Below are 21423 nucleotides of genomic sequence, written 5' to 3' on the forward strand. Positions count from 1 at the left end.
AACCACCATGCCCCGATTGCATCTCATCGGGACACTGAGCCTATTGCTGGTTGTGACACTGGCAATGGCGGGGTTTTTTTCTTGGCAAAGCGTACAAGACCATCGTGCCTCCTTAGAGCGCATCGAAAAAGTCATCCTCCAGCAGCAGCAAGCGCGCCTCACCAGCGAAATGCGCTCGGCGGTCGATTACTTGGAGTTTTTGCGCCAGCGCACCGAGACCGTATTGCGCCAAAGCGCGGTCGAGCAAGTGGACACCGCGATGCAGATTGTCGAATCCATCTATGCGCGCGAATCGCCCCACCGCCCTGCCGCCGAGGTACAACAGCTGATACGTGAAGCCTTGCGCCCGGCGCGCTTCTTTGAAGGGCGGGGTTATTTTTTCATTGATGACTTGGATGGCCGCTTCATCCTCTTGCCCACCGCCCCCCAATACGAAGGCCGTGCAGGTATAGACAACCGCGACGATACCGGGCACTACATCATGCGCGGCCTGATAGAAGCCGCACGCAAACCCCGAGGCGAAGGTTTTTCGCGTTACCGCTGGTATCGGCCCGATGCCCCCAAAGTCATGGCCGAAAAAATTGTCTATGTGCGCCTGTTTGCCCCCTACAACTGGCTCCTTGGCACCGGCGACTACCTCTATGAATGGGAAGACCGACAAAAACAAGAAGCCATGCAGCGCCTGCGCGGCCTGCGTTTTGGCTCTAGTGGCTCGATTGGATTGCTAGAGCGCAATGGCCGCTCGCTTCTCAGTCCCAACAACCCGGCCCTCGAAGGCCAGCTGCCCGAGCAAATGGCAGCAGACGAAAAAAAGGCCCTGCAAAAATTATTGGCCACGGCCCAAGCCGGTGGGGGTTTTGTCGAATACGACTGGCCGCGCCAAGAGCCAGGCAGCACGCAGCGCACGTTGGGGCGCAAAACGGCCTTGGTCAGTAGCTATGGCCCGTGGGACTGGGTGCTGGTAACCTCGATGTTCAACGACGAGCTGCAATCGACCCTGCGCGCCGAAACCCAATCCCATCGACAAGGTGATGCAGACAACCGGCTGCGCTTGGCTTTGGTCATGTTGGCGGTTGCTACCTTGGGTGTCATGGGGTCGTTGATTTTTTCGCGCTGGTCTAAAAAATTATTCAATCGTTACCACCAAGAGCTGGAAAAAGCCCAAGCCGATTTGCGGATTGCCGCCATTGCTTTTGAGTCCCAAGAGGGCATTTTTGTTACGGACCCGCAGGGCATTATTTTGCGCGTCAACCACTCTTTTACCAGCATCACGGGCTACAGTGCCGAAGAAGTAATTGGTAAAAGCCCCTCCCTACTGAAGTCCAATCGCCACGACGATGCTTTTTACCTGCAAATGCAGCAAGCTTTGCTCAACACGGGCACTTGGTCTGGCGAAATTTGGAATCGCTGCAAAGATGGTACCGTCGCGCCCGAATGGCAGACCATTACCGCCGTCAAAACCGAAGATGGCCAAGTGACCCACTATGTCAGCACCCTGACCGACATCACCCAGCGCAAAGCCGCCGAAGAAGAAATCCGCCATCTGGCCTATTACGATGCCCTGACACAGCTGCCCAACCGCCGCTTGCTCCTTGACCGCTTGCAACAAGCCCTCATCACCAGCCGCCGCACGGGCCGCCAAGCGGCGTTGATGTTTATAGATTTAGACCACTTTAAGCTGATTAACGACACCCAAGGCCACGACAAAGGCGACATTTTGTTGCAAGAAGTGGCCCAACGCTTGCTCAGAACGGTGCGTGCTGGTGACACCGTAGCACGCTTAGGGGGCGATGAGTTTGTCATTCTGTTAGAAGAACTCAGTCCGTACATTGACGAAGCCGCCACCCAAGCCGATGCCATTGCCAAGAAAATTTTGCATGTAGTCCATCACCCGTACATCTTAGACAACAACGAGATAAAAAGCTCGTGCAGCATTGGCGTGGTGCTGTTTACCGATGCCCAAGCCAGCGCTGAAGATTTGATGAAACACGCCGATTTGGCCATGTACCAAGCCAAAGAAGCTGGGCGTCATACGGTGCGCTTTTTTGACCCGCAAATGCACGATGCGGTGGTCAAACGGGTGGCCCTGGAAAAAGACCTGCGTACCGGTTTGCAACAGCAGCAGTTGTTTTTACTCTACCAGCCGCAAGTCAACCATCTTGGCCATATTTTGGGCGCAGAAGCCTTGGTGCGCTGGCAACATCCACACCACGGCATAGTCTCGCCCGCCGAGTTTATTCCGCTGGCCGAAGAAAGTGGCCTCATTTTGCCGCTGGGCCAGTGGGTGCTGCAAGCGGCCTGCGAGCAGTTGGCACGCTGGGCGCAAGACCCAGCCCATGCCCACCTGACACTCGCGGTCAATGTCAGTGGCCGCCAATTGCACCAAGCCGATTTTGTGCAGCAGGTGCTGGACACCTTGGCCAGCACCGGAGCGCCGCCCCAGCGGCTCAAGCTCGAACTCACGGAGAGCCTGCTGCTCGACAACCCGCAAGATGCCATCACCAAAATGACAGCACTCAAGCAGCATGGCGTGGGCTTTTCTTTAGACGATTTTGGCACGGGCTACTCGTCGCTGGCCTACTTGCGCCGCTTGCCTTTAAGCCAACTCAAAATTGATGGCAGTTTTGTCCGCGATTTGGTCTCGGAGCCACGCGCCGTAGCCATTGTGCGTACCATCGTGACCTTGGCCGATAGCCTAGGGCTGCAAGTGATTGCCGAGGGTGTAGAAACCCAAGAACAGTGCGACAGCCTGGCCCGCAACGGCTGCCATACCTACCAAGGCTATTTGTTTAGCAAACCCCGTACCGTGCGCGAGCTGGAACTTTAAGGAGAATTAAGGGATAACCTTGAGCATAGATAATTGTAACTTTCTATCGTTTTCTGTTACCTTATTGTTTTTCTATTAGGAGTTCGCGCTGTGTTGTCTTTGTCCCGCCGTTTCTCGCTATCTTTGTTGGCCTGTGGTCTCGCCACCGGCCTGATGGCCCTGCCCGTGCAAGCCCAAGCACCAGAATTTGTCAGCGTTAAAGGCGACAGCGCTAAAGTACGTGAACAGCCCTCCACCAAAGCCGACGTACTCTGGGAGCTGGGCGAAGGCTACCCGCTGCAAGTGACGCAACGCAAAAATGACTGGTTACAAGTCAAAGACTTTGAAACCAGTTTGGGCTGGATTTATGCCCCACGCACCAGCAAAAAACCACACATGGTCATTACGGCCAAGGTGGCCAATTTGCGCGCTGGCCCGACACAAAAAGACAAGGTATTGGCCAAACTAGAGGCACAAGAGATTGTGCAAACCGTCAAAAAATCAGGCGATTGGGTACAAATTGAGCGCAGCAATGGCCAACAAGGCTGGATTGCCAGCCAGCTGGCTTGGGGCTGGTAAAAACGTTTTTGGCTGTTAGCAAGCGCGTACCTGCTGCACCACTGGGGCATAAGCATGGTTGAGTGGCCCATGACCGCGCCCGGTATGCACAGCTGCCCCAGCAGCCAAAGCGCCCAAAATGTAACTGCGCGCCAGCGCTACCGCCTCGGGCAAGGCATGGCCCAAAGCCAAATACACCGCCAAGGCCGCCGACAAGGTGCAGCCCGTGCCGTGGCTGTTGGCCGTAACAATGCGCGCCGATGTCCAGCGCTGCAAGTGGCCATCGGCTTGGGCCAACACATCTACCACCGCATCACCGGCTAAATGCCCGCCTTTGAGCAGCACCGCCGGAGCGCCCAAGCCCAATAAGGCTTGGGCTGCCGATGCCAACGCCTGCGCGCCCTCTATCGGCTGGCCCAGCAACAAAGCGGCTTCGTCTAAATTGGGTGTAATCACCTGCACCCGTGGAAACAATTTTTCTATCAAAACCTGCACGGTTTCGCTGGCCATCAGACGGTCGCCGCTGGTGGCTACCATCACCGGGTCTAGCACCACTTGCGCCAGTTGGCAGTGGTCAATGGCATCAGCCACCACCTGCACCACCTCGGGCGAGTGCAACATGCCAATTTTGATGGCATCCACGCCAATGTCTTCTACCACGGCAGCAATCTGTGCGCGCAACATCTCTGGCGGCACCCCATGAATGGCACGCACCCCTTGGGTGTTTTGCGCCGTAATGGCCGTGATGGCCGTCATGCCATAGCAGCCTAAGGCGCTAAAAGTTTTCAAATCGGCTTGGATACCGGCACCGCCACCACTGTCAGAGCCAGCAATCGACAAAATACGCACATAGCGGAAGCCACTGGAGGTAGGCAAGGCTGCACTGGACATAAAAGCACCTGAGAAAAATTCCATTGTGGCTTATGCGGCAAATCAAAGCCCCAACCCAGCGCTTGTGCTGTAATCTTGTCAGGACGAAACAGGGGTGTCTGCACCACAGGGCGCAGGCTGAGAAAAACCCTCCATCACCCGATCCAGATCATGCTGGCGTGGGGAGTTTTCGGCACAGGCGCTTGTCTGTTTTGTCCTTGGATTTTCCACCAACGGACAAACCGAATGATCTCTCCCTCCTCCTCCTTTGCTATTTTGGGTGCGGGCCTGATGGGGCGGCTATTGGCCGTCACGCTGGCGCAACGCGGTCATGCCATTCATCTCTACGAGGCCCAAGATGCCAGCGGCCAAGGCAGTGCCGCCCGTGTGGCTGCAGCCATGCTGGCCCCCTTGGCAGAATCGGCCATTACCGAACCCGGCGTGGTACGCATGGGCGAATACGCCCTGAGCCGCTGGCCGCAATTGCTGGCAGGCTTGTCGCAACCGGTATTTTTTCAACAAAACGGTACTTTGGTGGTGTGGCATCGCCAAGATGCCTCAGAGGCCGCCCGACTGCGGCGCTTGTTTGAAACCACCAGCCGCACGGTGGCCAGTTTGCCCGCCATGCAAGCCTTGGATGGCGCAGGCATGGCCCAGCTAGAACCCGCGCTGGCGCAACGCTTTCATCAGGGGCTGTATTTGCCCGGCGAGGGCCAATTGGACAACCGCCAACTGCTCACGGCCCTAGAGCAAGCCATGCACGCCTTGCCGGTGCAGTACCACTGGAACAGTCCACAAGCGCCCGGCCATTTTCAGCCCGGCAGCAGCGGCCAGCCCGATTGGGTGTTAGATTGCCGTGGCCTAGGTGCCCAAGCCCAATGGCCCGCACTGCGCGGCGTGCGCGGCGAGGTAGTACGTGTTTATGCCCCTGATGTGACCTTGCAACGCCCGACCCGTTTGGTGCATCCACGTTACCCCATTTATATCGCCCCCAAACAAGACCATCTGTTTGTGATTGGTGCGACAGAAATTGAATCGGATGATATGTCGCCCGCCAGTATGCGCTCGGCGCTGGAGCTGATGAGCGCGGCTTACGCAGTGCATCCCGGTTTTGCCGAGGCGCGTATTTTAGAAATTGCCACCCAATGCCGCCCCACCTTGCCCGACAATTTACCCGCTGTGCGTCAAACGGCACCACGGGTGTTAGAAATCAATGGTCTGTATCGGCATGGTTTCATGATTGCACCCGCTGTGTTGGATGTGGTGCTGGAGCTGCTGGGCACCGGCCAATCGGCGCTGGCCCCACGTTTTGATTTGCGCCTAGAGCTGCTATCCAGCGCCGCCGCCACTGCCACCGCCTAGTTCATTATGCTTATCCATCTGACCATCAACCAACAAACACACCAACTGCCCGCAGATGCCAAGGTCAGCGATGCTATCCACGCCATCGACGCCCGTCCGCCGTTTGCCGTAGCAGTCAACACGGTATTTGTTCCTAAAACCCAATACAACCAGCACCGGTTGCACCACGGCGACCGGGTTGAAATCATTTCTCCCGTCACTGGGGGCTAAGGCCATGCAAAATTCATCCTCCTCCGCCGATTCCTTGGTACTTTACGGCCAAGTGTTCCATAGCCGTCTGCTGCTGGGCACCTCGCGCTACCCTTCCCCCAGCGTTTTAGAAGCAGCGGTACAACGCGCCCGCCCGGCGATGGTCACAGCCTCGTTGCGCCGCCAAGGCAGTAACCCGGCGGAAAGCGGTCAACGTTTTTGGGAATTGTTGCGCCAATTGCAAGTGCCAGTATTGCCCAACACCGCCGGTTGTCACAGCGCCCAAGAAGCCATCACCACCGCCCAAATGGCGCGCGAAGTGTTTGAGACTCCGTGGATTAAACTAGAGCTGATTGGCGATGATTACACCCTGCAACCCGACACCCTCAATTTGGTCAGTACAGCAGAACACCTGATTCGCGAGGGTTTTCAGGTACTGCCTTATTGCACCGAAGATTTGGTGCTGTGCCAACGTTTGGTCGATGTTGGTTGCCAAGCCGTGATGCCGTGGGCGGCCCCGATTGGCACCGGACGCGGCCCGGTCAACCCTTACGCTTTGCAACTGCTACGCGAGCGCCTGCCAGTGCCGTTGCTGGTCGATGCGGGCTTGGGCCTGCCCTCGCACGCCTGCCAAGTCATGGAATGGGGTTATGACGGTGTATTGCTCAATACCGCTGTGGCCTTGGCCCAAGACCCTATCAGCATGGCGGGTGCTTTTGCCGATGCGGTACAGGCAGGCCGTGCCGCTTACCGTGCCGGAGCCATGCAAGCCCAAGACACCGCCCAACCCAGCACGCCGGTACTGGGTACTCCTTTTTGGCACCACGATAGCCCATAATGCAGCAAGCATCAGAGATTTACCCGCTGGCCAACGCCATCGTAGGGCTGCACCAAGCCAGCCTTGCGCTTTGTCAGGCGCAGCCAGTGCCTCACACCACCCAAACCGATGTGGTTTACCGTGCCGCTTTGCAAGCCTGTAGCCATTTAGGCTTTATTGCCCCGGATGCCGAATGCTTGGCGCAAGCGTGGCAAGCCCAAACGGCGCGCACTGGCCATTTTGACCCCAGCCATTGGCCCGACACTGCGGAAGATTTTGGCCTACGTCCCCCAGCCAACCGTTTTGCCCCTTGTCCGCAGGCTTTGGGGCTGTACGCCGTGCTGCCCGATGCCCAATGGGTGGGCAGGATGGCGCGTGCCGGGGTGCCCACGGTGCAACTGCGTTACAAATCTACCGATACTGGCGCGATTGCTGCTGAAGTAGCCGCTGCCGTGCAAGCGGTACAAGGCACCACAGCGCGTTTATTTATCAATGACCACTGGCAAGCCGCCTTGGCCGCTGGGGCCTATGGCATTCATTTGGGGCAAGAAGATTTAGATGCCATGCAGCTGCAAGATTTGGCAAAAATTCGGGCTGCCGGGCTGCGTTTAGGGGTCAGCACCCACGGTTATGCCGAAATGCTGCGCGCCCATGCCCTAGGCCCCAGCTATATCGCTTTGGGTGCAGTGTTTCCTACCACCCTCAAACGCATGGCCACCGCCCCGCAAGGTGTAGGCCGCTTGGCTGCCTACGTGCGCTTAATGCAACATTACCCCTTGGTAGCCATTGGTGGCATTGGCTTGGAGCAATTTCCAGCCATTTTGGCCACCGGGGTAGGCTCGATTGCCGTGGTGCGCGCCTTGGTGAGCGCCCCCGACCCAGAAGCCGCTGCGGCTACTTTGCTGCAAGCGCTGGCCTAAACAAGTCAGCCAGCGCTGCAAGCCTGCCAGCCCTTACCGAGGCGCTGGTTGGTCCACCGGAGGGGTGGCCGCATGGTTGCGGCCATTCAGTGCGGGCAACAGGGTTTTATCGACCAAGGTTTTATTGATTTCGATACCTTGGCGGTAGTAATCCGCACTGATGACCGGATCAGGGGTTTTGATGGCCAACCACAGGGTATAAAAACCTGCAAAAATAACGACGATAGGCCCGGCCAAAATCAGCCAGACATAACCAAACTTCCACCACGGTGGTGGGGATGAATCGGGTTGTTGAGAAAGTGTTGTGCTTGCCATAATTTTTCCCTCAAAATAAAATTCAACGGGGTACCAAAAAGACAGATTTTTCTGTCAAATGGGCATCGGCACCGACAGTCTGAATATCAAAATTAAATGTATGTGAACCCGCAGGCAAAGAGCCATAAGGAATCTGCAACCGCACTGGTACCCAACGCGATTGTGCGGCATCAATTTCTACCTCGGTTTCAGAGACCAATTCCAGGCCATCTAAACCACGGGCAGAAATACGATAACGCTGTGAAGTTTCTGTGGCATTCATGATTTGCAAGCGGTAGATATTTTCTAGTTTGCCACCGGCCACAATACGCGATAAGGCCGCACGGTCACGCACTACATCCACCTTCAGGGGGGTGCGCGTTACCAAACTGGCCAGCATGGCCACACACAAAGCAAGCAAAATAGCAGAATAAACCAAAACCCGAGGCCGGAAAACGCGCCGCACAATCTCGGACTGCGTCCAACCTTGGGCTACGGCGTGTTGCGTAGAAAAACGCACCAAACCACGTGCGTAGCCCATTTTGTCCATCACGGTGTTGCAGGCATCGACGCACAGACCACAGCCAATGCACTCGTATTGCAAACCATTGCGAATATCAATACCGACTGGGCATACCTGCACACACAAAGTGCAATCAATACAATCGCCTAAACCCTTGGCTTTGTAATCTACGGTTTTGTTGCGTGGGCCACGCTTTTCACCACGGAGGGCATCGTAGGTAACAATCAGGGTGTCTTTGTCGAACATGGCGCTTTGGAAGCGCGCATAGGGACACATGTATTTGCACACTTGCTCGCGCAGGAAGCCTGCGTTGCCATAGGTGGCAAAACCATAAAAACCAACCCAGAACAATTGCCAAGAACCCTGCAAGGCCATTAACTCAGACCCCAACTCTCGGATGGGTACAAAATAGCCGACAAAAGTAAAGCCAGTCCAAGCCGCTATCGCAATCCATAAAAATTGCTTGAGTGATTTTTTCCAGATTTTTTCTGCGGTCCAACCTCCGTTATCCAAACGGACACGGGCACTGCGGTCACCTTCGACCTTGTGCTCTATCCACATAAAAATTTCGGTATAAACCGTTTGTGGGCAAGCAAAACCACACCACAAGCGTCCAGCCACTGCGGTAAATAGAAACAACGATAAGGCCGAAATAATCAGCAAACCCGTGAGATAAATAAAATCTTGCGGGTAGAGTACCAAACCAAAAATATAAAAACGCCGCGCCCCAAGGTCAAATAGCACCACTTGGCGCTGACCCCATTCTATCCACGGCAAGCCATAAAAAATAAGCTGGGTCAGGAAAACCATGACCCAGCGCCAACGTGCAAACAAACCACTAATAGAACGCGGATAAACTTTTTTATGTGCCGCGTATAAAGAAATAGTTTCTTGCTCGGGATTAGATTCTGCTGCTACAGGCTTGATCGGAATGATCTTCGGCTGTTTTCCGTCAGAAGATGACATAGTGCAATATCTCAAAAATCACTGGCACTTACAGCGGGTGGTGCCCTAAGGCACCACCAAGGCTAACGAAGTTAGCGGGTAGCCGTAGCACCCGGTTTATTCGACAGACCCCAGACATAAGCGGTCAGTACGCTCAGCTGCGCTTCCGTCAACTTACCAGTACCTGCTTGTGCAGGCATTTGGTTGACCTTGCCATTATTAATCATTGCAACAATGGCTGCTTCGCCCCAGCCATGCAGCCAGATGTCATCGGTCAGGTTGGGCGCGCCTACGGCTTGCATCCCCTTACCATCGGCACCGTGGCAAGCCGCACAAGCGACAAACTTGGACTTGCCCAAAGAGGCACGCAAGGAGTCGTGTGGGCTGCCCGACAGGCTCATGACATAGTGGGCCAGGTTGCGTACATCTTCTGGCGTACCAACAGCAGCCGCCATCGGGGGCATGTTGCCGATACGGCCTTTGTGCAGGGTTTCGCTGATTTTGTCAGGGGTACCACCGTGCAACCAGTCGTTGTCCGTCAGGTTCGGGAAGCTCTTGCTGCCGCGTGCATCAGAGCCGTGGCACTGGGCGCAATTGTTCATGAACAGACGGTCACCAATGGCCATAGCCTCGGGGTCAGCAGCCATTTGCTCAGGCGATAAGGAAGCAAAACGGGCATACAAAGGCTCTAGCTTGGCATTGGCATCGGCCACTTCTTTGGCGTGGGCATTTTGTTGGCTCCAGCCTGCCTTGCCTTCGTAAGCACCCAAGCCAGGGTAGATGACCAAGTAGCCAAGGGAGAAGATGACGGTCACGACAAACATCCACACCCACCAACGTGGCATGGGGTTGTTCATTTCGCGCAAGTCACCGTCCCACACGTGGCCGGTGGTGTTGTCGCTGGCAGAGGCGACTTTTTTGCGTCCGGTCATCCAGAGCAGCAGCAAGCAGCCAAAGATACCAATCAGGGTAATTCCGGCGATAAAAACCGACCAGAAATTGCTAGTGAAGTCACTCATAGTGTGTTCTCGTTCTGGTGGTTTTAGTCTTGCAGAAACGGTAGATGCGCTGCTTCGTCAAACCGCGCTTGGTTCTTACGGGAGTAGGCCCAAACCCAAATCCCGATAAAAATCGCAAACGAAATCAACGTCACCGCAACGCGCATGGTAGTGATGTCCATCGCCAAGTCCTTTCTTACTTGAGCGCTAAGCCCAGAACCTGGAGATAAGCAATCGTGGCTTCCATCTCGGTTTTACCCTTGACTTGTTCCGGCGCTGCTGCGATTTCTTCGTCGGTGTAAGGCACGCCCACCTTACGCAAGGCGCTCATGTGCGAGCCAATGGTGTCTGGGTTGACCAGATTTTTTTCCAACCAAGGGTAGGCGGGCATATTGGACTCGGGCACCACGTCACGTGGGTTGTTCAGGTGGATACGGTGCCATTCGTCACTGTATTTGCCGCCCACACGGTGCAAGTCCGGGCCGGTGCGCTTGCTGCCCCATTGGAAGGGGTGGTCATAAATGAACTCACCCGCGACCGAGTAGTGGCCATAGCGCAGGGTTTCGGCACGGAAGGGGCGAATCATCTGCGAGTGGCAGTTGTAGCAACCTTCACGCACATAGACATCGCGCCCAGCCAACTGCAAGGCGGTGTAAGGCTGTAAGCCCTTGACCGGCTCGGTGGTGGTTTTTTGGAAAAACAGCGGCACGATTTCGACCAAACCACCAAAGGCAATCACAATCACAATCAAAACGATCATGAGGAAATTGTTGGTTTCGATGCTTTCGTGCGAGAAGCCTTTCGAGGGGCTATGGTTGTTATCAGACATGAAAATAGTTCCTCGAAGCTTAGGCGTGCGCCGGTTGGGCCGCAGGAATGGTCACGGTCACGGCACGACCGGAAGTTGCTGTCATGACCACGTTCCAGAGCATGATGGTCATGCCGGTGAGGTAGAGCACGCCGCCGGTAAAGCGAATCACGTAGAACGGATAAGTAGCCTTGACGCTTTCGACAAAGGTGTAGGTCAGGGTGCCGTCAGGGTTGACCGCGCGCCACATCAAACCTTGCATCACCCCGGCAATCCACATTGCAGCGATGTAAAGCACGATACCGATGGTAGCCAGCCAGAAGTGGATTTCAATGGCCTTGACCGAGTGCATTTTTTCTTTGCCAAACAGACGGGGCACCAGATAGTACATAGAACCCATCGTAATCAGACCCACCCAGCCTAAAGCGCCAGAGTGAACGTGGCCCACAGTCCAGTCGGTGTAGTGGCTCAGGGCGTTGACGGTCTTGATGGCCATCATGGGGCCTTCGAAGGTGGACATGCCGTAGAACGACAGCGACACAATCAGGAAGCGCAGGATAGGATCGTCACGCAGTTTGTGCCATGCACCCGACAGCGTCATGATGCCGTTGATCATGCCGCCCCAAGAGGGGGCCAACAAAATCAAAGAGAACACCATACCGACCGATTGCGTCCAGTCTGGCAGCGCGGTGTAGTGCAGGTGGTGTGGGCCGGCCCACATGTAGGTGAAAATCAGCGCCCAGAAGTGGACGATGGACAGGCGGTAGCTATAAACTGGACGGCCTGCTTGCTTGGGGATGAAGTAATACATCATGCCCAAGAAACCGGCGGTCAGGAAGAAGCCCACCGCGTTGTGGCCATACCACCACTGCACCATCGCATCTTGCACACCCGCATAAGCCGAGTAGCTCTTCATGCCACCCGCAGGAATGGCGGCACTGTTGACGATGTGCAACAAGGCCACGGCCAAAATGAAGGCACCGTAAAACCAGTTGGCCACATAGATATGGCGCACGGTACGCTTGCCAATCGTGCCAAAGAAAACGATGGCATAAGACACCCAGACCACAGCGATCAGGATGTCAATGGGCCATTCGAGTTCAGCGTACTCTTTGCCTTGGGTGTAACCCAAAGGCAAGCTGATGGCGGCGGCCAAAATAACCAGCTGCCAGCCCCAGAAGGTGAACGAGGCTAACGGGCCTGCAAACAGGCGCACTTGACAGGTGCGTTGCACCACGTAGTAGCTGGTGGCAAACAGCGCACTGCCGCCAAAAGCAAAAATCACTGCATTGGTGTGCAGTGGTCGTAAGCGGCCATAAGTCAGCCACGGAATGCCAAAGTTGAGTTCGGGCCAAGCAAGCTGGGCGGCGATGATGACGCCAACCAGCATGCCAACCACCCCCCAGACTACGGTCATGATAGAAAACTGCCGTACAACGGTATCGTTGTAGTGCGCAGTATCTGCGTTTTTGGGTATATCCATCGGGCACCTCTTGATTTCAGAGAAAGTATTAACCGGAGAAGGCGTAGTGTTTTTGACAGCCGTCAATTATCGCGAAGAATCCGCTCTCCCTCCTGCTCAATGTTCTCAAATTGTCCACGGTAGACGGCCCACCACAAACCGAGCAAGATCATCAACACCAGCACCACAGACAAGGGAATCAACAAATACAGGATGTCCATGGGACGCTTTCTCCATTGGTTATGCAACAACTGCATGGCTGCTGGGTTGGCCTCTTGGTGCTGAAGCGGACTCCAACACCGGCAAAGGCCGAGACAGGCGGGCGGCATTGAGGACCACCAGCAGCGAACTGACGGCCATGCCCAAGCCTGCCAGCCAAGCTGGCATGTACCCGGCCACGGCCAGCGGCACGCTCAAGGCGTTGTAGCCTGCCGCCCACCACAAATTTTGGCGCACCACACGCAAGGTGTGACGCGCCAATAACACAGCCTGTGGAATGAGCCACAGGCTATCGCCCAGCACCACGAAGTCGGCCTTCGATTGTGCCAGTGCTACCGACTTGCCAAAGGCAAAAGAGACATGGGCACCGGCCAGCACCGGCCCATCATTAAGGCCATCGCCCACCATTGCCACTTGTTTGGCTTGGGCTTGCAAGGCTTGCAGGGCTTGGAGTTTGTCTTGCGGCGTGCAAGCGGCACGCCATTGGGCAATGCCCGACTGCGCGGCGATACGGGCCACGGCAGCTGGCTGGTCGCCAGACAAGAGTTGCACCTGCACGCCTGCATCGGCCAAGGCGCGCACTGCGCCAGCGGCTTGGGGGCGCAGGTCCTCTAGTAAATCAAAGCGGGCTAATTCGGCAAAGCTGCCATCGGCTTGCTGGCGTACCAAATAAACTTGCTGGGCTATATCTTCGGGCGCTGTGCTGGCATGGGTATGGCGTGCGGAACCGAGCAGCACTTGGCTGGGCGAATACTGTGCTTGGCGGTCTTCTACCCACGCCGAGAGGCCCTGTCCGGCCTGTTCTTGCACTTGCGTTACTTGCCAACGTTCTGTGTTGGTATCATTGGGCAGGGCTTTTGCTTTGGCCAACAAGGCCCGAGAAACCGGGTGCAAAGAATGACGCGCCAGCGCCGCTGCCAACGCAAGGGCGGCGTCGGCGGACAAGCCATCCGTCGGCTGCACCGCAGAGACCAACATGCCATCGCGCGTCAGGGTGCCGGTTTTATCGAATACCAAGGTATCTATATTGGCCAAGGCTTCTAAGCCCTGTAAATTGCGTACCAACACGCCTTGGCGCGCCAAAGTGCCCGCTGCCGATAGCATGGCCACCGGCGTGGCCAAAGACAGGGCGCAGGGGCAAGTGACAATCAACACCGCCACCGCCACCATCAGGGCATGGGCGGGGTCAGTGGGCCACCACCACAACGCCGCCAAGGCAGCAGCCACCAACACGGCCAGCAAAAAAGGCCGGGCGACTTTATCGGCCAGTTGGGCCAGCCGGGGTTTTTGCAAAGAGGCGCTTTCCATCAAAGCCACAATTTGACCAAAACGGGTGGCGGCTCCGGTGCCTTGTACCACCACCTCGACCGGGGCTTGCAGGTTATAACTGCCTGCCGTGACCGTGCTGCCTTCGGTACGCAAGATGGGGGTTGATTCACCGGTTAATAAGGCTTCGTCGGCCAAGGTTTGACCCACTACGATGTGACCATCGGCGGGAAAAGCCTCGCCGGGTAACACGCGCACCGTGTCGCCTGCTTGCAAGCGGCGCACGGCAACGCGCTCAAAACTGCCATCGGCTTGGCGACGCTCAACGCTGTCGGGCAGGCGGTTCATGACGGCTTCTAAGGCACCGGCAGTGCGGTCGCGCAGGCGCAACTCTAGCCAACGCCCCGTCAGTAAAAAGAAAACGAACATGGTGAGCGAGTCAAAAAAGACTTCGCGCCCAAATGGCCCACTAGGGTCAAAGGTGCCAACGGTACTGACGATAAAGGTGATGGCCATGCCCAAAGCTACGGGCAAATCCATGCTGATGCGGCGCAGGCGAATATCGCGCAGTGCGCTGCTAAAAAATGGGCCACAGGCAAACAACACCACTGGCAAAGAAATCACCCAAGAGGCCCAGCGCAACAGGGTTTCCATCTCTAAGGTGAGGTCACCCGGCGCCGCGACATAGGCGGGCCAAGCGTACATCATCACTTGCATCATGCAAAAACCAGCCACCAGCCAGCGCCACAGGGCGCGGCGGTTTTCTTGGCGGCGTTGTTCGCGTGCCAAGGCATCCATCGCGGGCAAGGCACCATAGCCAGCACGGCGCACCGCAGCCACCCATTGCGAGGGCAGCACTTGGGTGGGCCGCCACACCACGCGCGCGCGTTGGGTGGCGGCACTGACTTCGGCCTGTATAACCCCTGGCACGGCACGCAGGGCATCTTCGATGGTAAGGGCACAGGCGGCGCAGTGCATTCCCTCTAGCACCACATGGGACTCCCACGGGGTTTGTTCAGGGGCAGGGGAGGGGTTGGTTTTATCGGTGCAAGGGCGGCCAAACGCGGCCCATTCTTGCGGGTCATCCAGCAATTGGGGCGAGCTACCGCCTAGGGTAGCGCCCGCAGTAGGGGCCGGTGCCAAAATGCTATCGGAATTCGTGGACATGTGGCAAGCTTACCCCTTTTGCGTGCCATACTGGCTTGTTTGTGTTGTTTGATTGAACCATGTACCAACGTATTTTGATTGCCACTGATGGCTCCGAGCTTTCGGACAAGGCCGTGCAACAAGGTTTGGCACTGGCCGCTTTGGCCGGTGCCAGTGTGATAGCCCTGAAAGTGGTGCCACGCTACCCACGCAGCTATTTTGAAGGCGGCCTGCCGGTCGATGCCCAAGACATCGAACGCATTGAGAAACAATGGGACGAAGCCGCCCACAATTTGGTGGACAAAATCAAGGCAGCAGGCCAAGCCCAAGGGGTAGAGGTGCAGCCCTTGTTGGCCAAGTCTGACTTGGTGGCCGAGGCGATTATTGCCGCAGCCCAAAAGTACGATTGCGACTTGATTGTCATGGCCTCGCATGGACGCAAGGGTATCCAGCGCTTGTTGTTGGGCAGCGAGACGCAGCATGTGCTAACGCACTCGCATGTTCCGGTGTTGGTACTGCGCTAGAGTGCAGGCAACATCACGCCCGGCACAAGCGCTCTATCTCGCGCGAGGCCGCCACCCGGCCTTGTGCCAACAGAGTGCGGTGCTTGTCTAAGCCTTTGAGGTCATACAGGTAGTTGACCATCAGGCCATAAGATTGTTTGATCCCTTTGGCCGAGGGGTCTGCGGCCCAGTTGATGCGCTCCACCTTGGCACCGTTGCCCAAGTGGAAGCGCGCTACCGGGTCGACGGGTTTGCCAGTGGACAGTTCTGTCACCAAGTAACGTGCGGCGCAGTGCAGCAGCCACTGGCCCAAGGGAGATTTGGCCTCTAGTGCCAAAGGTTTCTCTAGGGCCGCCAGCAGCTGGCTGGCCTCTGGTGTTTGTGTGCTGTCCAGACCCAAAGCACGGGCCAATTCTGTCTGGCGCTTGGCGGAGACATCGGCCAAACAACTATGGGCATTTTTTTGCAGCCAAGCGCGCAAGCCCGGAATGGGCGACAGGGTGGCAAAAGTGCGTAAGCGCGGAAACTCTGCCGAGAGCGTCTCCACCACATGCTTGATGAGGGAGTCGCCAAAACTGACCCCGCGTAGCCCGGTTTGGGTGTTGCTAATCGAGTAAAAAATGGCCGTACTGGCGCGCGTGATGTCCACCGGTGCAGCTGTTTCATCCAGCAAGGGGGTGATGGAGTCGGACAATTGGTTCACCAAGGCCACTTCGACAAAAATCAGTGGCTCTTGCGGCAGGCTGGGATGGAAAAAGCCGTAGCAGCGCCGGTCGCTGTCCAAGCGGTTTTTCAGGTCGCTCCAACTGCGGATGTCATGCACGGCTTCGTATTGGATGAGCTTTTCGAGCAGCGAGGCGGGCGAATCCCACGAGAGGCGGCGCAATTCTAAAAATGCTACGTCAAACCAGGTAGAGAACAATTGCTCTAAATCGGCATCCAGTGCCAGCAGGCGTTTGTCGTTTTTGAGATGGGGCAGCAGTTCGGCACGCAAATCGACCAAAAAACGCATTCCACCGGGAAAGACGACAAAACGTTGCAATAAGCGTGTGCGCGGCGAGACCAAAGCACGGCGCAGGGCGATTTCGGCTTGGGCCTCGTTTTCGGTGCCTACGGCCACTTCGTAGCCTTGACCTGCGGCTTGTACCCGTGCAGCATCGGCGGTAAATTGTTCGCACAGCAGCCACCACAGGTCTTGGCGTTCTTCGGGGCGGGCTTGGAGGTACCACGCTGCTACGGTTTGGGCGTGGCGGGCACCTTCTACCTCACTGACTTGGGGGGTGGCAGCGGCTTGCAAATCAATTAGCAGCTTACGCAAGGCACGCGGTGACAGGGCTTCTTGACCGCGCCGCAAAGTGGCTTGCAGGCGCTCGTGGGTGTTGCGGGGCATGGGCAAAATCTCCTCTCTGGCTGGGCAGCATAGAGAATACAGGACGGAGCAGTCTAGCCAAGCGTGCGGGCACAAAAAATAGGTGGTTTATCCCGCCTAATGGGTTCGGCGTGGAGTGGGAGCGCTGCCTAGCGCCGTCCAGATTTTCCCAGCGCTGGTTTACTGCTGCTGCCCTTGCCGCTCTCGCGCGGGGGCAGTCCGGTATGTTGCGTTAGCACCCGACCTTTCATGGGCTTGCTGGGCGCAGTGGCCTTGCCCGGCGTGGAGTTGGTGCGCCGGGCGCTTTGGTAAGCCCCATCGGTGACGGGTTGGAAGGTGGGGATGAGGTGGTGCTTGCCATTGCCAATCAAATCAGCCCGGCCCAAGGTTTTGAGGGCCTCGCGCAGTAGCGGCCAGTTGTTGGGGTCGTGGTAGCGCAAAAAGGCTTTGTGCAAACGGCGGCGCTTGTCGCCGCGCACAATGTCCACGCGCTCGCTGCGCTCATCGCGGTGGATGCCTGCCAGCGGATTGAGGTTGCTATGGTACATGGCGGTGGCAGTCGCCATCGGGCTGGGGTAAAAGGTTTGCACTTGGTCGGCACGGAAGCCGTTTTTCTTGAGCCAGAGCGCCAAGTGCATCATGTCCTCATCGCTGGTGCCGGGGTGGGCGGCAATGAAATAGGGAATCAGGAATTGCTTTTTGCCCGCTTCTTCGCTGAACTTATCAAACAGCTGTTTGAACTTGTCGTAGCTGCCAATGCCGGGCTTCATCATTTTGGACAGTGGGCCTTGCTGGGTATGCTCGGGGGCAATTTTGAGGTAACCGCCCACATGGTGCTGCACCAGCTCGCGCACGTATTCGGGCGATTTGACGGCCAAGTCGTAGCGCAAACCAGAGCCAATCAAAATTTTCTTGATACCTTTGAGCGCCCGCGCCCGGCGGTAAATTTGAATCAGCGGGTCGTGGTTGGTGGTCAGGTTTTGGCAAATGCCGGGATAGACGCAACTGGGTTTGCGGCAAGCGGCCTCTATCTCGGGGCTTTTACAGCCCAAGCGGTACATATTGGCCGTGGGGCCGCCTAAATCCGAAATGGTGCCAGTAAAGCCTTTGACCTTGTCGCGGATGTCTTCGATTTCGTGGATGATGGAGTCTTCGGAACGGCTTTGGATGATGCGGCCTTCGTGCTCGGTGATAGAGCAGAAGGTGCAACCGCCAAAACAGCCGCGCATGATGTTGACGCTGAGGCGAATCATTTCCCAAGCTGGGATTTTGGTGGCGCCGTCGTGGCTACCATTTTCATCGGCGTAGCTGGGGTGTGGGCTGCGCGCGTAGGGCAGGCCAAACACCCAGTCCATCTCTGCCGTGGTCAGCGGGATAGGGGGCGGGTTGATCCAGACATCGCGTGCGGTGTGGCCTTCGCCGTGGGCTTGTACCAAGGCGCGGGCGTTACCGGGGTTGGTTTCTAGGTGCAACACGCGGTTGGCGTGGGCGTATAAAACCGGGTCGGATTTGACTTGCTCGTAACTGGGCAGCCGAATCACAGTGCGGTTGCGTGGTGGCAACTTGAGCTTGCCTTGCAAAGCCGGATTGGGCGCAAAGTGGATGGGCTGCGCGGTGGGCGCTGGTGCCGTGGCGTTGCCATCTTCTGGGTTGCAACTGCTGCCTTGGGCGGCGGCTTGTTCGCTGGTGGTTTGGTAGGGGTTGATGTGCGCCTCGACGGGGCCGGGCTGATCAACCTCGGTCGAATCCAGCTCAAACCAACCGGCTTCTGAATGGCGGCAGACAAAGGCGGTGCCGCGCACATCGGTGATGCTCTCTACCGGCTCGCGTGCGGCAATGCGGTGTGCTACCTCGACCAAGGCGCGCTCGGCATTGCCATAGAGCAACAAATCACATTTGGCATCGACCACAATGCTGCGACGCACTTTGTCGCTCCAGTAGTCGTAATGGGCGATGCGGCGCAAGCTGCCTTCAATACCGCCCAAGATGATAGGCACGTCTTTATAGGCTTCGCGGCAACGCTGGCTATAAACGATGGCAGCGCGGTCGGGGCGTTTGCCGCCCACATCGCCGGGCGTGTAGGCATCGTCGGTGCGGATTTTGCGGTCTGCCGTGTAGCGGTTAATCATCGAATCCATATTGCCCGCCGTCACGCCCCAAAACAAATTGGGCTTGCCCAGGGCTTTGAAGGCTTCGGCGCTGTGCCAATCGGGTTGGGCAATGATGCCGACACGAAAGCCCTGCGCTTCTAGCACGCGGCCAATCACCGCCATGCCAAAGCTGGGGTGATCGACATAGGCATCGCCCGTGACCAGTACGATGTCGCAACTGTCCCAACCGAGTTGCTCCATCTCGGCCCGGCTCATGGGCAGGAACGGTGCCGTGCCAAAGCGCTTGGCCCAATAGGGGCGGTAGCTGCTCAGGGGCTTGGCAGCGCGCGCAAAAAAGGAAACGTCAACCGGGGCGTTCATGAAGATGGTGGGGGAGGTGGGGGAGGAAGTGGCTGATTTTACGGCCGCAGCCCTTGTCCGTGCTGCTTTGGGGCTACTGGGGTGTAGCAGCAGGCAACCAACAGATGTGCCACACTGGCATTTTTTTAAGTAGCCTATCTATGCTGATACAACTGACCTATGCCAGCCGCTGTGCCAAAATTTTGGGGCCGGCCGATGTGAAGGATATTTTGGCGACCTCGCAGCGCAACAATGCCATCTTGGGGGTGACCGGTGCTTTGTGCATTAACAACGGCATCTTCTTGCAGCAGCTTGAAGGCGACCGACTGGCCGTCAATGCTTTGTACCATCGTATTTTGAAAGACCAGCGCCACCGCGACACGGCTATCTTGGACTATGCAGAGATTGTCTGCCGCCAGTTTACGGGTTGGTCTATGGGCCTGTTGCCCTCCATGGAAAGCAACCGCCAACTGTTTTTGAAGTATTCGGTGGGCACCGAGTTTGACCCCTACGGTATGGGTTCCGAGAGTTTGCGTAGCTTTTTCCAAGAAATGCTGCAAAACGTGCGCTGGATTGAATAATCTGAGGAGTCCCTATGGCCGGAGCCAGTTTATTAACCCTGTTGGATGACATTGCCACCATCCTAGACGATGTGGCCTTGATGACCAAGGTGGCCGCTAAGAACAGCGTGGCGATGGCCGATGATGTTTCCGTCATGACCAAAGTGGCGGCGCAAAAAACCGCTGGCGTGTTGGGCGATGATTTGGCCCTGAATGCGCAGCAGGTGGCGGGTGTGCGTGCTGAGCGCGAAATTCCGGTGGTGTGGGCGGTGGCTAAAGGCTCAATGCTCAATAAGGCTATTTTGGTGCCGCTGGCGCTGCTCATCAGTGCGTTGGCCCCTTGGGCCGTGACACCGCTGCTGATGGTGGGCGGGGCTTTTTTGTGTTTTGAAGGTTGCGAAAAATTGGCCCATGCTTTTTTGCACCGCAAAGAAGCGGAAAAGGCCGAAGAAGGCACAGAAACCGCAGCGCCCGTGACCGATTTGGCCGCCTTTGAACGCGACAAAATCAAGGGGGCCGTGCGTACCGATTTTATTTTGTCGGCAGAAATTATCGCCATCACTTTGGGGACGGTGGCAGCAGCGCCTTTTGTGCAGCAGGTGGCGGTGTTGTCGGGCATTGCCATCATCATGACGGTGGGGGTGTATGGCTTGGTGGCCGGTATCGTCAAGCTGGACGATTTGGGCTTGTGGCTAACGCGCCAAGGCAGCAGCATGGCCCAAGGGCTGGGCCGTGGCATTGTGGGGGCGGCCCCTTGGCTGATGAAGGGCTTGTCGATTGCGGGCACTGCTGCCATGTTCTTGGTGGGTGGGGGCATTTTGGCGCATGGTGTGCCGTGGCTGCACCATGCCATTGAAGCGGCTGCCGCCGCTGCCTTGCAATGGCCCGCTGGGGCGCTGTGGCAGGTGCTGGTGCCTAACTTGCTCAATGCGGTGCTGGGCTTGCTGGCTGGTTCGGTGGTGTTGGTGGTCGTGTTGTGGGTACAACGCTTGCGTGGTGCAAAACACTGATGCACATGCTACCCTTTCAGGCTGTGGCCTAATAGCGGGCTTTTCTTTTTATTTTTACTTTGAACGGAGGCCATTCATGGGCAACAAAATCGTTACTGAAGCAGATCGCAAGCGCACTCCCCGCCCTCAAACCCCCAACGGCGTGACTTTGGCCACCCCTGGCCGTGGTCAGCGCGTGAGCTTGGAGCGCGGCGTGTCCACACGCAGCAAGAAGAACCCCGGCAAGCGCTCCAAAAAGGGCGGTTAATTTGCCTTAGTGCGGAGCAGGTGCTTTGTGCGTCCTGCTCCTGCCGAAAAAAAAGCCCTCAAGCAAGCATTGAGGGCTTTTTTTATGTCGAAACTACGCGG

Annotated in this window: 20 protein-coding genes, 1 pseudogene and 1 riboswitch; of the genes and pseudogenes, 10 read left to right on the plus strand and 11 right to left on the minus strand. The window is 56.9% G+C overall.

Going from position 1 to position 21423, the window contains the following annotated elements; genetic code table 11:
* The first annotated feature begins 7 nt into the window (after positions 1–7).
* A complete protein-coding gene (locus PHX60_RS09030; RefSeq protein ID WP_300076913.1) occupies positions 8–2827 on the plus strand; it encodes an EAL domain-containing protein in 2820 nt (939 codons plus the stop codon).
* 90 nt (positions 2828–2917) lie between these two features.
* On the plus strand, positions 2918–3385 hold the full coding sequence (locus tag PHX60_RS09035; RefSeq protein WP_366144374.1) for an SH3 domain-containing protein: 468 nt from the start codon (positions 2918–2920) through the stop codon (positions 3383–3385).
* Positions 3386–3400: 15 nt separating this feature from the next.
* Here PHX60_RS09035 and thiD read toward each other — a convergent pair whose 3' ends face one another.
* On the minus strand, positions 3401–4279 hold the full coding sequence (gene thiD / locus PHX60_RS09040; RefSeq protein WP_300076915.1) for a bifunctional hydroxymethylpyrimidine kinase/phosphomethylpyrimidine kinase: 879 nt from the start codon (positions 4277–4279) through the stop codon (positions 3401–3403).
* A gap of 56 nt (positions 4280–4335) precedes the next feature.
* Positions 4336–4437: riboswitch (TPP riboswitch) on the plus strand.
* Positions 4438–4480: 43 nt separating this feature from the next.
* Here thiD and thiO point away from each other — a divergent pair.
* From thiO to thiE, 4 genes are read left to right on the plus strand one after another with little or no spacing between them, the layout of a single operon-like run.
* Positions 4481–5596: a glycine oxidase ThiO gene (gene thiO, locus PHX60_RS09045; protein ID WP_300076917.1), complete on the plus strand. Its 1116-nt coding sequence runs from the start codon at positions 4481–4483 to the stop codon at positions 5594–5596.
* Between the two features lie 12 nt (positions 5597–5608).
* Positions 5609–5806, plus strand: a complete 198-nt coding sequence (gene thiS / locus PHX60_RS09050) for a sulfur carrier protein ThiS (protein WP_300076976.1) — start codon at positions 5609–5611, stop codon at positions 5804–5806.
* Positions 5807–5810: 4 nt separating this feature from the next.
* Positions 5811–6623: a thiazole synthase gene (locus tag PHX60_RS09055; protein ID WP_300076919.1), complete on the plus strand. Its 813-nt coding sequence runs from the start codon at positions 5811–5813 to the stop codon at positions 6621–6623.
* Positions 6623–7522: a thiamine phosphate synthase gene (thiE, locus tag PHX60_RS09060; RefSeq protein ID WP_300076921.1), complete on the plus strand. Its 900-nt coding sequence runs from the start codon at positions 6623–6625 to the stop codon at positions 7520–7522. The genes PHX60_RS09055 and thiE overlap by 1 nt, the downstream gene beginning before the upstream one ends.
* A gap of 33 nt (positions 7523–7555) precedes the next feature.
* Here the strand turns inward: thiE and PHX60_RS09065 are convergent, their stop codons facing one another.
* The 8 genes from PHX60_RS09065 to PHX60_RS09100 all read right to left on the minus strand — a co-directional run bounded on the left by PHX60_RS09065 (position 7556) and on the right by PHX60_RS09100 (position 15204).
* Entirely contained in the window at positions 7556–7837 is a 282-nt protein-coding gene (locus tag PHX60_RS09065; RefSeq protein ID WP_300076923.1) for a FixH family protein, read from the minus strand.
* A 22-nt stretch (positions 7838–7859) separates the two neighbouring features.
* Positions 7860–9305, minus strand: a complete 1446-nt coding sequence (ccoG, locus tag PHX60_RS09070; protein WP_300076925.1) for a cytochrome c oxidase accessory protein CcoG — start codon at positions 9303–9305, stop codon at positions 7860–7862.
* Positions 9306–9376: 71 nt separating this feature from the next.
* Positions 9377–10303, minus strand: a complete 927-nt coding sequence (gene ccoP / locus PHX60_RS09075) for a cytochrome-c oxidase, cbb3-type subunit III (protein WP_300076927.1) — start codon at positions 10301–10303, stop codon at positions 9377–9379.
* A gap of 23 nt (positions 10304–10326) precedes the next feature.
* Positions 10327–10464: a cbb3-type cytochrome c oxidase subunit 3 gene (locus PHX60_RS09080; RefSeq protein ID WP_300076929.1), complete on the minus strand. Its 138-nt coding sequence runs from the start codon at positions 10462–10464 to the stop codon at positions 10327–10329.
* Positions 10465–10478: 14 nt separating this feature from the next.
* Positions 10479–11111, minus strand: coding sequence for a cytochrome-c oxidase, cbb3-type subunit II (gene ccoO / locus PHX60_RS09085; RefSeq protein WP_300076931.1), 633 nt, complete (start codon positions 11109–11111; stop codon positions 10479–10481).
* Positions 11112–11130: 19 nt separating this feature from the next.
* Complete coding sequence (gene ccoN / locus PHX60_RS09090) at positions 11131–12573, minus strand: cytochrome-c oxidase, cbb3-type subunit I (RefSeq protein ID WP_300076933.1); 1443 nt, start codon at positions 12571–12573, stop codon at positions 11131–11133.
* Between the two features lie 62 nt (positions 12574–12635).
* Positions 12636–12773: a cbb3-type cytochrome oxidase assembly protein CcoS gene (gene ccoS / locus PHX60_RS09095; RefSeq protein ID WP_300076935.1), complete on the minus strand. Its 138-nt coding sequence runs from the start codon at positions 12771–12773 to the stop codon at positions 12636–12638.
* Positions 12774–12792: 19 nt separating this feature from the next.
* The gene (locus tag PHX60_RS09100; protein WP_300076937.1) at positions 12793–15204 is read right to left on the minus strand and encodes a cation-translocating P-type ATPase; all 2412 of its coding nucleotides are present in this window, start codon (positions 15202–15204) and stop codon (positions 12793–12795) included.
* Positions 15205–15263: 59 nt separating this feature from the next.
* Between PHX60_RS09100 and PHX60_RS09105 the strand changes: the two genes are divergently transcribed.
* On the plus strand, positions 15264–15707 hold the full coding sequence (locus PHX60_RS09105; protein ID WP_300076939.1) for a universal stress protein: 444 nt from the start codon (positions 15264–15266) through the stop codon (positions 15705–15707).
* Between the two features lie 13 nt (positions 15708–15720).
* On the opposite strand, the pseudogene PHX60_RS09110 reads toward PHX60_RS09105, so the two are convergent.
* Positions 15721–17079 (minus strand): annotated as a pseudogene (locus PHX60_RS09110) (malonyl-CoA decarboxylase); the annotation flags it as partial.
* Between the two features lie 125 nt (positions 17080–17204).
* Complete coding sequence (locus PHX60_RS09115) at positions 17205–19526, minus strand: YgiQ family radical SAM protein (protein ID WP_300076941.1); 2322 nt, start codon at positions 19524–19526, stop codon at positions 17205–17207.
* A 140-nt stretch (positions 19527–19666) separates the two neighbouring features.
* Here PHX60_RS09115 and PHX60_RS09120 point away from each other — a divergent pair, with 140 nt between their 5' ends.
* The 3 genes from PHX60_RS09120 (at position 19667) to PHX60_RS09130 (ending at position 21322) form a co-directional block, all read left to right on the plus strand.
* A complete protein-coding gene (locus PHX60_RS09120) occupies positions 19667–20086 on the plus strand; it encodes a BLUF domain-containing protein (RefSeq protein WP_300076943.1) in 420 nt (139 codons plus the stop codon).
* A gap of 14 nt (positions 20087–20100) precedes the next feature.
* Positions 20101–21075 (plus strand): DUF808 domain-containing protein, encoded by a 975-nt coding sequence (locus PHX60_RS09125; protein ID WP_300076945.1) that lies wholly within the window; start codon positions 20101–20103, stop codon positions 21073–21075.
* A gap of 76 nt (positions 21076–21151) precedes the next feature.
* On the plus strand, positions 21152–21322 hold the full coding sequence (locus tag PHX60_RS09130; protein WP_300076947.1) for a hypothetical protein: 171 nt from the start codon (positions 21152–21154) through the stop codon (positions 21320–21322).
* Positions 21323–21423: the final 101 nt, after the last annotated feature.

Source organism: Giesbergeria sp. (assembly GCF_028686475.1).
In the GTDB taxonomy this organism is placed as follows: domain Bacteria; phylum Pseudomonadota; class Gammaproteobacteria; order Burkholderiales; family Burkholderiaceae_C; genus Simplicispira.